Below are 11,804 nucleotides of genomic sequence, written 5' to 3'. Positions count from 1 at the left end.
TGGTGTTCAGGTGCAGGCGGGTGTAGCGGTAGGCGTTCCCGGCAGCATGACGGGTCGCCCGGAACATCTCCTTCTTGACCCACTTGGTCTCTGCGAAGAAGAGGAGGCCGGTGGCGTAGCCGAACTGCGCGACCGAGGCGATCCAGGCCACGGCGGACGGCGTTGAGCCGAAGTCGTGGGCGATGAGGGGGAGCAGCGGGCCCGCGAGGTAGATGTTGGCGGCCGTCACGGCGGTACAGACGGCGATGAGGACGAGGAAGAGGCGGCCGGAGGCCGTGGGGACCGGCCTCTTGACCGAGGTCTGCGCGATGGTTGCCGAGGACATGAGCGGTGGCACTCCTTCAAGTCCACGAAGACTTCGGGCAGCCCGCAAAGACTGCGGGCAAGCCCACGAACACTTCGAGAGGGCTCTAACAACTAACTGGTTGGTTGGAAGCTGGAACAGCATGCAGCGACCCGGAATTCCCTGTCAACCAAATAGTTGGTTACCGCCGCTCGCCGAGTACGCTGGCCCCATGGGAGTCAGGGACCCCGAGGCCACCAAGGCCCGGATCTTCGAGGCGGCGGTCGCCGAGTTCGCCCGGCACGGCATCGCGGGTGCCCGCATCGACCGCATCGCGTCCGAGGCGAAGGCCAACAAGCAGCTGATCTACGCCTATTTCGGCAACAAGGCGGAGCTGTTCACGAAGGTCCTCGGCAGGTCCATGCTCGACCTCGCCATCGCCCTGCCCGTCGACCCCGACGACATCGAGGGCTGGATCGACCGGCTCATGGACTACCACGAGGCCCACCCCGAACTGCTCCGCCTCCTCTTCTGGGAGGGCCTGGAGTACGGCACCGCCGAACTGCCCGACGAGACCGAGCGCCAGCAGCACTACGCGCTCAAGGTCGCCGCGCTCCAGGACGGCCAGGACCGGGGTGTCGTGAGCGATGTGATCCCGGCCCGCGACCTGCTGTTCCTGCTGGTCGCGATGGCCAACTGGGGTGTCGTCGTACCGCAGATGCGCCGCGTCCTGGTGGGAGCGGACGACACGGACCGCGACCGGCTCCGCGAGTCGATCAAGGAGGCGGCGCGGCGACTGGTCGCCAAGTAGCCGCCCCCGACCGATAGTTGGCGGTCGTCACCAACTGAGCCCCGCCGTCGGCTAGTTGGTGCCGATCCGGGCCAGCAGGTCCACGATCCGTGACTGGACCTCGGTGCTCGTCGACCGCTCGGCGAGGAAGAGCACGGTCTCACCGGATGCCAGCCGCGGCAGGTCGGCCTGATCCACCGCAGCCGTGTACACGACGAGCGGGGTGCGGTTGAGCTGCCCGTTCGCCCGCAGCCAGTCGACGATCCCGGCCCGCCGCTTGTGCACCTGCAGCAGATCCATCACGACCAGGTTCGGCCGCAACTGCCCGGCGAGCGTCACCGCATCGGCATCGCTCGCGGCCCGCGCCACCTGCATCCCACGCCGCTCCAGCGTCGCGGTCAGCGCCAGCGCGATCTCCGCGTGCTCCTCGATCAGCAGCACCCGCGGCGGATGCTGCTCACTGTCCCGCGGCGCCAGCGCCTTCAGCAGTACGGCGGGATCGGCGCCGTAGGCCGCCTCACGCGTGGCCTGCCCGAGCCCGGCGGTCACGAGCACAGGCACCTCGGCCGCGACGGCCGCCTGCCGCAACGACTGCAACGCCGTACGGGTGATCGGTCCGGTCAACGGGTCCACGAACAGCGCCGCCGGGAACGCGGCGATCTGCGCGTCGACCTCCTCGCGCGAGTGCACGATGACGGGCCGGTACCCGCGGTCGCTCAGCGCCTGCGTCGTCGTCACGTCCGGCGCGGGCCACACCAGCAGCCGACGCGGATTGTCGAGCGGCTCCGGCGGCAGTTCGTCGTCGAGCGGCTGTGGCCTCGGCGTATCCGCGATCTCGACGGCCCCACCGGGACCGTCCAACGGCTCGGGCCCCTCGGCCGCGTTCTCGTCCGGTGCCCCTATGGCGTACGACCGCCCGGCCCCCTCGGTCATCTGCGCGAGCCGCGACTGCCCGGCCATAGAGGGCTGCGCCTGCTCCCCCTGCGGATGCGCCTGGCCACCCTGCTCCGCCGCCCCGGCGGGTTCGGGCCGCGTCCCCAACTTCCGCCGCCGCCCGCCACCACCCGGCTGATGCGGCGGAGGCGTAGGCGTAGCGGTAGGCACCTGCACCTGAGCGGCCTGCCGCGTGAACGGCACCCCCTGCCCCAACGTCCGCACACTGATAGCCCGCCCCTGAGTGGAGTTGGGATCAATGGGCGCGGCGGCTTCGGCGGGAAGCGGCTGAGCGGCCCGGGCCTGCGCGGCGACGGGAGTGCCGGGCGCAGGCGTATTCGGGTTCAGGTTCGGCTGAGGGTTCGGGCCCGCGTTCGGTGCTACGGCGGTGTCGGCGCCGTTCGCCGGTACGGGGGCCGGTGCCGCGGCGGGCAGAGCCTGCGGCGGAACCGGCTCACCGGGTTGGCCCTGAACGGGGGCGACTTGGCCGGGGATGCCGTGCGGGGGGACCGGCTGTCCTGGGGCGCCCTGAGCCGGGAGGCCCTGGGCGGGTGCGGTCTGACCGGGGATGCCCTGGGGCGGGATCGGTTGGCCGGGGGCGCCGAGGACTCCTTGCCCCGGGATTCCTTGGCCTTGGATTCCCTGGCCCGGGATTCCGTGGGGCGAGACCGGCTGGCCCGGGAGTCCCTGACCCTGCACTCCCTGCCCCTGCACTCCCTGCCCCGGGATCCCTTGCGGCGAGACCGGCTGACCGGGGTGGCCCTGCGCCGGGATGCCCTGGCCGGGAACCGCCTCGGCAGGCAACGGCAACGGCTGACCCGTCGGGGTCTGCCCCTGGGCGGGAAGGTTCTGCGCGGGGGCGAGCCGCATGGCGGTACCGGGCTGACCAGCGACGGGCTGACCCCCAACTCCCTGCTGTCCTAGGCCCTGTTGCTGCCCTGCACCGACCTGGGCCGGAATCGCCTGCTGTCCCTGCCCGGCCGTACCCTGCGCCGGAACCACCGCACCGGCCTGACCCTGCCCTTGCGCCGCAACGCCGGCCTGAACCGAGGCCCCTGCCGGCACCGACTCCACGGCCTGCGGCTGCTGCTGAGGCTGCGGCTGGGCAACAGCCCGACGCCGCCGCCCGGTTGGCGCGTTGGCGGGATGCGGCTGAGGCGGAGTGTGGTCGTCGGACTGATCAATCGGAACGGCATCGTGCCGCCCGTCGTCACCGGGATGCCCACCAGGAACGCCCCCGGGAACCTGCCCAGGCACAACCGGAACCCCAGGAACCCCCGGCGCCTGCGCCGCCGCCCCCGACGCGTCCGGCGTCCGATCGGCCTCAGCCGGCGGCAACGCGAACACGGTCCGCGCCCCCGCCTCCTGCGCCGCGGCCCGCTCGGCCGCAGCCGCCAAGGCCCGCCGACGACGCCCGGTCGGCTGCCCGTCCTCGCCACCGGAGTCATTGGGGTCGCCGGAGGCACCAGAGGTATCGCTCGCGGGCAACGCGGCCGGCAACGCCTGCCGTTCACCGCCCAGCGGCACGCCCCGCGGAGACACGGTGCCACCCAGCCCCGTACCGGAGGCCGCGGTCCCGGCGGCATGCTCCGCCGCCGTCATCACAGCGCCCTCGGACACACCGCCGGACACGCCCTCGGGGTCACCGTCGGACATCTCACCGGCCGCACCTTCGGCCGCCCGCCCACGCCGCCGACCGGTACCACTGGACGCACCGCCGACAGACGCACCGTCGCCGCCCGCTTCACCGACCGCCGCCGCCGACTCGTCGCCCGCACGCCTTCTACGCCGCCCGGTAGGTACCGCGGCCTCGCCATCGGAGCCACCGGTGTCATCGGAACCCGGCACCTCGCTCTCCAGGAACGCGTCCACGGAGGACCGCCGGGCCCGCCGTCGGCCACTGTTGCCCGAAGCCTGCTCGGGCAGGGCGAGTTCGGCGCCGCCACCGGTCACGGCCGGGGCCGCGACGGCCCCCGCCCCGCCCCCGATGGGGACCTCCAGGACATACGCGCTGCCGCTCATCCCGGGCACGTCGTGGGTCTGCAGCACACCACCGTGCGCCCGTACGATCCCGCGCACGATCGGCTCGTGCACCGGGTCTCCCCCGGCGTACGGCCCGCGCACCTCGATCCGTACGACCTCACCGCGCTGCGCCGCCGCCACGACGACCGTGTTGTCCATGTAACCGCCCGCCGACACCGGCGAGTTGCCGGTCGCGTCGACGCCGGCGACATCCGCGACGAGGTGCGCGAGCGCGGTCGCGAGGAGGACGGGGTCGACCTCGGCCTCGATGGGCGGCGCGTGCACGGCGAACTGCACGCGCCCGGGACCGATCAGCTCCACGGCCCCGTCGACACCGGCGGCGACAACGGCGTCCAGCATCACCTTCGTACGGGTGATGTCGCCGTCGCCGGTCTCCAGCCGCTGATAGCCGAGCACGTTGTCGATGAGTTGCGTGATGCGCGAGTAACCCGCCGACAGATGATGGAGAACCTGGTTGGCCTCGGGCCACAACTGCCCGGCGTCGTCGGCGGCCAGCGCGGCCAGTTCGCGGCGGAGTTCGTCGAGGGGGCCGCGCAGCGAACGTCCGAGGAGGGTGAGGAGCTGCTCGTGCCGTCCGGCGAGCTCCTCGAACCGGTCCTTCTCCCGTTCCCCGAGCGCGGCGTACCGCTCCTCGTTCGCCGCGAGTTCCTCCTCGTGCTGCTCCCGCAGCTCCTCCAGCTCGGTGATGTGCTTCTGGCGCAGCGAGGTCAGCTCGGAGGCGTGCTCCTCGTCGATCCGCTCCAGCTGGTCCCGGTGCTGCTTGTCCGCGGCGTCCTTCTCCTCGGCGAGCGAGTCGTACGGCCGCCGGTCGGTGAAGGTCATCACGGCGCCGACGAGCTGGTCGCCGTCGCGCACGGGTGCGGTGGTGAGGTCGACGGAGACCCGGTCCCCGTTCTTGGCGAACAGCACCTGCCCGCGCACCCGGTGCTTGCGCCCGGAGCGCAGGGTGTCGGCGAGCGGCGACTCCGCGTACGGGAACGGGGAGCCGTCCGCGCGCGAGTGCAGGACGAGGTCGTGCAGCTCCTTGCCGCCGAGGTCGCTGGCGCGGTAGCCGAGGATCTGGGCGGCGGCCGGATTGACCAGCACGACCCGCCCGTCCGTGTCCGTCCCTACGACGCCCTCGGCCGCCGCGCGCAGGATCATCTCGGTCTGCCGCTGCGAACGGGCCAGCTCGGCCTCGGTGTCCACGGTCCCGGAGAGGTCGCGCACGACGAGCATCAGGAGTTCGTCGGAGGTGTAGCCGTAGCCGTCGTAGGCCTGCTGGCCGTCTTCGAGGTTGGCGCTGGTGACCTCGACGGGGAACTCGGAGCCGTCGGTGCGGCGGGCGGTCATGCGGGTCGGCTTGGTCCGGCCGCGCGGGTCCATCGAGTCGGGGCGCCGCATGGAACCCGGGATGAGCCGCGAGTCGAACTCCGGCAACAGGTCCAGCAGTCCGCGCCCGACGAGCGCGGTGCCCGGCGCCTCGAAGGCCTCCAGCGCGATGGTGTTCGCGTTGACGACGGTCCCGTTGGCGTTGACCAGTACCAACGCGTCCGGGAGCGCGTCGAGTATGGCTGCGAGGCGAGCAGCGCCTCGGGATGGCCTGCTGCTCACGAGACGCTTCCTCCCTGTTACCGCACCTTGCCGACCGCGGAGGCCATCTTGCCAACCTGCCCGCGACGTGTCACGCGAGGGAGTCTAAGGGCAGTCGTTGTGCTCGCGGAGTGAGATGAGAGGGAGGTCGCACGGTGAAGTGACGTAGAACGTGTGACCGACGGTTGACCGACCACCGATCCCCGGCATCTCCAGTGGCCGGTCTAGTGGCCTGCGCCGAGGTCGGGCAGCAGCGGGACCATCCGGTTCCAGCGGGAGATCTCGCAGCCGTTGCCGCGGTCGTACGTCGTGTCGACGGGGCGTCCGGCCCAGGTGCCGGTGACATGGGCGGTGGCGGGGCCGCCGTAGATCATCGTGCACATGCTGTCCGGGGGCACCGGTGCGAAGGGGTCCTTTCCCCACTGGGTGTTGCGGCCGACGGCCTCGCAGGCGCCGGTCACGTCCGGGTGGGTGCCGCCGCCGGGATGGCAGTACAGCTCGTGCGTCCCGTCGGCCGGGCCGCCCGTGTGCCGGACGGTGACGGTGAGGTGGTCGCCGCCGGAGCGGTCCTCGTCACGGACGGGCGGTGGCGCGAGGGTGCGGGGCGCGGCGGGGGCGGCCTGCGCGCGGGCGGCGGCGGGCACCGCGGCCAACGAGCCGACGGTGGCGGCGGACGCGGCGGCGATCACGAGGAGACGGTTGACCTGCGACATGACCTGACTAACGCCCGCCGCCCCCGGACGTTGCGGACACGGCGGCCGGCATCAACGGCTTTGCCCTGCGGCCCGCCCGCCTAGTACCGTGGGAGGCGATTGGTGACACCGCGCTCGTCTGTGTCATCATCTGGACGCACCTTCCGCGCTCGCGCGGGCGGTTGTGCTGGAGGCGTCGCCTAGTCCGGTCTATGGCGCCGCACTGCTAATGCGGTTTGGGACGCAAATCCCATCGAGGGTTCAAATCCCTCCGCCTCCGCACCTCACCCGAAGCCCCGGTCCGCGCGACCGGGGCTTCGGTCGTTCCCGGGGGGTGTCATGAGGGTCGTTCTGAGGCCGTTTTCGCAGCTCACAACGGGTATGGCTAACGGATTTCACATGGCGGCGGCAGTCATGTAATGTTCTTCCTGTCGCCGCGAGCGGGCCGGAAGGGCCGGGAGCAGCGAAGGAAAACAAGAGAAAACAAGCACTCGTAGCTTAACGGATAGAGCATCTGACTACGGATCAGAAGGTTGCAGGTTCGAATCCTGCCGAGTGCACATCTGACGAGAGGCCCCGGAGTGATCCGGGGCCTCTCGCGTGTGCCTTGACTGTGCCCCGGTTGTGCCCCGGCGTCCGTTGTTTCGAAGGCTGTGTTTCGAAGGCCGGCGGAGGTTTCGGGGCGGTTCCGGGACGGGTCCAGGAAGGGCCAGGTCAGGGGCGTGAGGGGTACGTCCGGGGCGGCGAAGTGGTTCCCGGCTGCCCGATCTGTGATGAACAAGCGATGTGGACGGCCTCAGCGAGTGGCGTGTCTAGGCCCATACTGGAGTCAATGACAAAGCCAGCTGCACCGAAGCGCTATTTGCCCACCAGTCCCTTCAAGGCCCCGGCCGCGGCGGCACCCAAGCAGTTCGCCGTGGGCGACCAGGTCACACACGACATGTACGGCCTCGGCCGGGTCATCGGCATCGAGGACGGAATCGCGGTGCTCGTCGACTTCGGGTCGGTTCAGGAGCGCATCCTGAGTCCGTACGCCAAGATGAGCAAGCTCTAGGACCGCTGTGCCCGGTCACGGCACACCAGGTCCCAGCGGCCTGTAACGAACGGGAGACCTCTCATCGACCTGACCTCGTTGTTCTCCGCCCCGGATGGGGCGACCCGCCACGCCAGCGCGGGATCGCCCCCTCCGGCGACGAACCCCTTCCAGGCCCCGGACTTCGGGGAGGACGAGACGCTGCCGCTCGACGACGGGCAAGCACCCTTCTCGGACATGGACGAGGCCTATCGCAGGGCGGGCTAGTTCAAGACGGCCCGAGCCGGTCGAGGCGGGCCGGTCTGGTTCAAGGCGGGCCGGGCTTCCACGGTCAGGTCCGGCGAAGCCCCGTCAGTCCACGACGAGCCGTTTCTCCCGCTTCAGCGGTCTTTCAGCGACCCTCCGCCGGCCACCCCGTGGCGCGGAACACGGCGACGGGGTCCAGATAGTCACGCCAGTGCGTCACCTTCCGGTCCCTGACGGTGAGCACGGAGACGAAGTGGTTGTCATAGGCCCGCCCGGTGCGGACAGCCCGTCCGTGCACGGCGTACTCAAGGACGGCCACTGACGACTGGGGGTCCCGGTGGACGGCCAGTCCGTCCGCGCTGTGCAGCAGCATGACGTCGCCGTAGCCGCGATGCAGGTCCGCCACCGCCCCGCGTCCCTCAACCCGGCGCGGGTAGCCGGGCACGGACAGGACGTACTCGACGACCACGTCCTCGGCCAGGAGATCGAAGAAGTGCCCGCCGTCGACGAGCCCCGCGAGCCCCTCCTGGACGATCCGGAAGAACGGATCGAGCGCCGCGAACTCGCCCATTTCTTCCGCCGGTACGGACATGGTCACTTCACTCCCGCCGGGGGACACCCACGCGCCGGCGTTGCGCCGCGCGAAGTCGTGGAAGGCGGTCGGCGGTCGGCCGGTGACCTTCTCGATGTCGTCTTTGGGCGTGGAACCGTCGCCGGAGACGATGCTGCCGGTCAGCCGGCGGAGCATCACCGCGTAGTCGGCGGGCACGACCCCGGCCGCGACCGCACCGCCGATCCACGCCTCGGGGTCGATGTCCTGGTGCCGGACGGGCCGGCCGGTCACTGCGGTGATGGTGTCGGCGACCTCGGCGACCGTGAGTGCCCGCGGTCCGGTGGGCGCGTACCGCCCCCCGGCGTGGGCCTCGGGGTCGAGCAGTGTCTGCACCGCGACGGCGGCGATGTCGGCCGCGTCGACGAAGTCTTCCGTACGGCCGCCGGTCGGCACCGTGATCACGCCGTCGACGACCGGCAGGTGCGCGTCACTGAAGTTCCGCATCACCCATGCCGGGCGCAGGATCGTGTGCGTGAGGGTGTCTCGGGCGGCGCGTACCGGTTCTCGGGTGACATCGGTGCCGGGCTGCTGGAGGCGCTGCCGCAGGTGCTGAACCTGTCGGCGGCGGTGGGCGATCCGTTGCGGGACGTGATCGGGCTGCTCTCCCACGAGTTGGCGACGCCGGCGCCGGGTGAACCGGGCGGCCCCACCGTGCTGGACCGGCTCCTCGACGTCCTCCTGGTGCTCGCCATCCGCAACGACTTCCGGCGCAGCCCGAACGCGCCGCGCTGGTACCGGGCGTGCGCGGACCGCCGCCTGAACGCCGCGCTCCAGGCCGTCCACGAAGACGTCGGACACCCCTGGACGGTCCCCGAACTCGCCGCGATCAGCGGCCTGTCGAGGGCTGCCTTCGCCCGCACCTTCCGCGACGCCCTCGGCCAGACACCGATGCAGTACCTGACCGACTGGCGGATGGCCCTGGCCCGCGATCACCTGCGCACCGGCGAACTCACCCTCACGGCCATCTCCCGCACCGTCGGCTACACCTCGCCCTACGCCTTCGCGGCAGCTTTCACCCGCCACCACGGCGAACCGCCGGGCAGTTGGCGGCAACAGGAGTCACACTCTGCGAACGCCCCTCAACCGCACGCCCATTGACACCCCCAGGGGGTCCGGTTCAGCCATGGTCACCCACCGCCAAGAGCACACCGCCCACTGGATCAGCTACTTCGCCGACCGCGGTCACGGCGACGTCCAGCCGCTCGCCGCGGGTGTCGAGGGCGCCGTCTACCGGCTCGGTGACGGGACCGTCGGCAAGGTGTGGAGCGGGCGGCGGCCGGTCGGGGTGGAGCTCATGCGGCGGGTGTACGAGGACATCGCGCGGGAGGCGGAGTTGTTGCCCTTCGCCACGCCGGAGATTCTCGGCGTCGAGGAGCACGAGGGCGTACTGGTCACCTGTGAACGGGAGTTGGGCGGCGTCCCGTTGCGGGGCGACTCGGCGGACGTGGCGCCGGGACCGGAGTTGGCCGCATGGGAGACCGATGCCCTGCTGACGGTGCTGCGCGGCCTGGCCGCCGTGCCCGGTACCGCGGCCATGCGGCGGCTCACCGTCCAGGGCGACGACCGGCCCCTCTGGGAAGGACACGCCCGCTTCCCCGACGCGCTCGCCGACCTCGTCCGGCGTGCCGTCCATCGTCATGGTGATCTGCTCGCCGCTCAGGTTCCCGACCTCGCGGGCATCGTGCGCCGGACGGTGGGTTCCCTGCGGGCGCTTCCGGACGGTGGCCCGGTCAGCGTCGTGCACGGTGACCTCGTGCCGCCCAACATCCACGTCGACGACACCGGCGCCCCTGCGGCCGTACTCGACTTCGGGTTCTTCACCACCGCCGGTGACCCGGCCTTCGAGGCCGCCGTGGCAGCCGCCGTTTGGGACATGTACGGGCCGCACGCGGAGCGGCACACCGCCACCCTCAACCGGTTGTTCGCCGAGGAGTTCCGGTACTCGCCCGACACGCTCGTTCTCTATCAGCGGGCGTATGCGCTGGCGACCTACGACCTGTTCTCGTCGGACGGTGGCGACGGGCATTTCCGTTGGTGTGTCGGGCTGTTGGGGCGCGGGTCTCTTACGCCGCCGCGCTGAACGCGGGCGCGGGCGTCGGGCGTACCGGGATCGTGATGGCGGCGGTGCGCGTGCCGTGGTCGGCGAAGACGAACAGGCGGAGGACCAGGAAACGGCCGATGCCGGCGAGGCCGGAGGCGCTGAGGTAGACGAGCTGTTCGGTGAGCATGCCGGGGGTGGGCTGGACGGTGTGGAGGATCAGGATCGCGGCGGACGTCGCCGCGTAGGCCGCCGTGGCCGAGCCCGCCGACTGCCAGTGCTCGCGCCAGCCCGGGCGGCGGCCGGTGCCGAAGGTGAACAGGGCGTGCAGCTCGGTGCAGAGGATGGTCGAGGCGACCGTGATCAGCGCGTTCGCCGCCGCCCAGGGCATCAGCGCGGCCAGTAGCGGTACCGCCGCGCTGGACAGGACCCCGACACCGCCGCCGCACACCACGAACCTGATGAACGATGTCAACGCACCAGGAGCGGTCGTCTCCTTGGCCGCCGTTCCCGGCTTCTGCGAGAGCAGCGACTTCATGGGATTTCCCTCCGTACGGCGGCCGTTGGGCCTCTGCCGGATCTCTGTCACCGGCTGTGGTCAACGATGCCGTCGTACGGTTCCGGGCACGATGCAGCGGCCTCCCGAAGTGTTGGTGCAGCGGGCTGTACCCACAGGGTCGGGTTAGCCCCCCTACGCGCTCGTGCGGGCCGACCGGCTCACAACTCCTTGTCCCTGGCGCGGAGTTCCTCGATGTAGTCCTGCGCCAGCGTCGACGTCCGCGTGAACCAGTCGTTCAGTACGGCGATCTCGGCGGGGGAGTAGTCGGCGAACTGGGCGTTGAGGCGGTCGTAGTAGGGGCCGTAGAGGGCGACCACACGGGTCACCGCGGCCGGTACCGAGGCGACGCGGACGCGGCGGCGGTCGGTCGGGTCGGGGACGCGGGTGATGAAACCGGCGCGCTCCAGGCGGTTGAGGATGCCGGTCACCGCGCCCGTCGTGACGTGGGCGTGCTCGGCGAGGTCGCCCGCCGTGAGGAGGTTCTCGCCGGCCTTCAGGACGCAGGAGAAGCAGAGGAGATCGGTGACGTTCAGGCCCAGCCGCTCGGCCATTTCCTGCTGGCCGAGCTGGGCGGTGGCGATGAGTGAGTCCATCGCGTCCAGCGCCTGGGCCGGGGTGGCGGTGGGGCGAGGCTTGGCTTGCATCGTTATTGCCTTAGCTTGTGAGAGGTTTCTACTCTAAACTTCTTAGGTGGTGAGATATCTGTTGTCTGTCCGGGCATCGAGGGAGGCCGCACATGAGCGCACATCAGTATGACGAGGGGCATACGGTCGCGGGTTGGACCGGATTCGGTATCGCGACCGTCGGGTCGACCGTCGCGGGGGTGGGGCTGTGTATGGTGTCGGCCCCGCTGATCGGGGGCGGGCTGGGGATCGTCGTGGTGAGCGTGCTGGTCACCTGGGCGCTCCATCTCACCGGGTGGGGCAAGCCGCCCGGGCGGCGGGACCGGGCGCAGTGGGGGATGCGGGTGCGGGACCCGTCGGCGCGGGCGGGGCATGCCGG

General features: G+C 71.1%; 10 protein-coding genes, 2 tRNA genes and 1 pseudogene. 7 read left to right on the top strand and 6 right to left on the bottom strand.

Going from position 1 to position 11,804, the window contains the following annotated elements; all coding sequences use genetic code 11:
- A pseudogene (locus ACFWP5_RS17375) lies at positions 1-325 on the bottom strand (hypothetical protein); the annotation flags it as partial.
- Between the two features lie 190 nt (positions 326-515).
- Here ACFWP5_RS17375 and ACFWP5_RS17370 point away from each other — a divergent pair.
- Positions 516-1,094 (top strand): TetR family transcriptional regulator, encoded by a 579-nt coding sequence (locus ACFWP5_RS17370; RefSeq protein WP_384156452.1) that lies wholly within the window; start codon positions 516-518, stop codon positions 1,092-1,094.
- 51 nt (positions 1,095-1,145) lie between these two features.
- Here the strand turns inward: ACFWP5_RS17370 and ACFWP5_RS17365 are convergent, their stop codons facing one another.
- A complete protein-coding gene (locus ACFWP5_RS17365; RefSeq protein ID WP_384156449.1) occupies positions 1,146-5,642 on the bottom strand; it encodes a PAS domain-containing protein in 4,497 nt (1,498 codons plus the stop codon).
- Positions 5,643-5,845: 203 nt separating this feature from the next.
- On the bottom strand, positions 5,846-6,334 hold the full coding sequence (locus tag ACFWP5_RS17360; RefSeq protein WP_384156447.1) for an SSI family serine proteinase inhibitor: 489 nt from the start codon (positions 6,332-6,334) through the stop codon (positions 5,846-5,848).
- Between the two features lie 168 nt (positions 6,335-6,502).
- Here ACFWP5_RS17360 and ACFWP5_RS17355 point away from each other — a divergent pair.
- From ACFWP5_RS17355 to ACFWP5_RS17345, 3 genes are all read left to right on the top strand, one after another.
- A tRNA-Ser gene (locus ACFWP5_RS17355) sits at positions 6,503-6,593 on the top strand.
- A 207-nt stretch (positions 6,594-6,800) separates the two neighbouring features.
- A tRNA-Arg gene (locus tag ACFWP5_RS17350) sits at positions 6,801-6,873 on the top strand.
- A gap of 272 nt (positions 6,874-7,145) precedes the next feature.
- Complete coding sequence (locus tag ACFWP5_RS17345) at positions 7,146-7,367, top strand: hypothetical protein (RefSeq protein ID WP_026150079.1); 222 nt, start codon at positions 7,146-7,148, stop codon at positions 7,365-7,367.
- A gap of 370 nt (positions 7,368-7,737) precedes the next feature.
- On the opposite strand, the gene ACFWP5_RS17340 is transcribed toward ACFWP5_RS17345, so the two are convergent.
- On the bottom strand, positions 7,738-8,649 hold the full coding sequence (locus tag ACFWP5_RS17340; protein ID WP_384156443.1) for a hypothetical protein: 912 nt from the start codon (positions 8,647-8,649) through the stop codon (positions 7,738-7,740).
- Between ACFWP5_RS17340 and ACFWP5_RS17335 the strand changes: the two genes are divergently transcribed.
- Both ACFWP5_RS17335 and ACFWP5_RS17330 read left to right on the top strand, forming a co-directional pair.
- Positions 8,626-9,303: a helix-turn-helix transcriptional regulator gene (locus tag ACFWP5_RS17335; RefSeq protein WP_384156440.1), complete on the top strand. Its 678-nt coding sequence runs from the start codon at positions 8,626-8,628 to the stop codon at positions 9,301-9,303. The two genes, ACFWP5_RS17340 and ACFWP5_RS17335, sit on opposite strands and share 24 nt — an antisense overlap.
- Positions 9,304-9,328: 25 nt before the next feature.
- Positions 9,329-10,285, top strand: coding sequence for a phosphotransferase family protein (locus ACFWP5_RS17330; RefSeq protein WP_384156436.1), 957 nt, complete (start codon positions 9,329-9,331; stop codon positions 10,283-10,285).
- Here the strand turns inward: ACFWP5_RS17330 and ACFWP5_RS17325 are convergent.
- Positions 10,269-10,781 (bottom strand): hypothetical protein, encoded by a 513-nt coding sequence (locus ACFWP5_RS17325; protein WP_384156434.1) that lies wholly within the window; start codon positions 10,779-10,781, stop codon positions 10,269-10,271. The two genes, ACFWP5_RS17330 and ACFWP5_RS17325, sit on opposite strands and share 17 nt — an antisense overlap.
- Positions 10,782-10,960: 179 nt before the next feature.
- On the bottom strand, positions 10,961-11,446 hold the full coding sequence (locus tag ACFWP5_RS17320) for a MarR family winged helix-turn-helix transcriptional regulator (RefSeq protein ID WP_384156431.1): 486 nt from the start codon (positions 11,444-11,446) through the stop codon (positions 10,961-10,963).
- A gap of 92 nt (positions 11,447-11,538) precedes the next feature.
- On the opposite strand from ACFWP5_RS17320, the gene ACFWP5_RS17315 reads away from it, so the two are divergent.
- A partial coding sequence (locus ACFWP5_RS17315; protein ID WP_384156428.1) for an HGxxPAAW family protein occupies positions 11,539-11,804 on the top strand: 266 nt, incomplete at its 3' end.

It is taken from the genome of Streptomyces sp. NPDC058469, assembly GCF_042721125.1.
Lineage (GTDB): Bacteria > Actinomycetota > Actinomycetes > Streptomycetales > Streptomycetaceae > Streptomyces.
The sequence above is the reverse complement of the archived record's forward strand: the minus strand, read 5'-3'. Positions and strand labels throughout refer to the sequence as shown.

Coding starts and splice junctions, on each gene's coding strand:
- ACFWP5_RS17360 (WP_384156447.1), bottom strand. CDS start 6,334: ATGTCGCAGGTCAACCGTCTCCTCGTGATCGCCGCCGCGTCCGCCGCC.
- ACFWP5_RS17345 (WP_026150079.1), top strand. CDS start 7,146: ATGACAAAGCCAGCTGCACCGAAGCGCTATTTGCCCACCAGTCCCTTC.
- ACFWP5_RS17330 (WP_384156436.1), top strand. CDS start 9,329: ATGGTCACCCACCGCCAAGAGCACACCGCCCACTGGATCAGCTACTTC.
- ACFWP5_RS17340 (WP_384156443.1), bottom strand. CDS start 8,649: ATGCGGAACTTCAGTGACGCGCACCTGCCGGTCGTCGACGGCGTGATC.
- ACFWP5_RS17370 (WP_384156452.1), top strand. CDS start 516: ATGGGAGTCAGGGACCCCGAGGCCACCAAGGCCCGGATCTTCGAGGCG.
- ACFWP5_RS17320 (WP_384156431.1), bottom strand. CDS start 11,446: ATGCAAGCCAAGCCTCGCCCCACCGCCACCCCGGCCCAGGCGCTGGAC.
- ACFWP5_RS17325 (WP_384156434.1), bottom strand. CDS start 10,781: ATGAAGTCGCTGCTCTCGCAGAAGCCGGGAACGGCGGCCAAGGAGACG.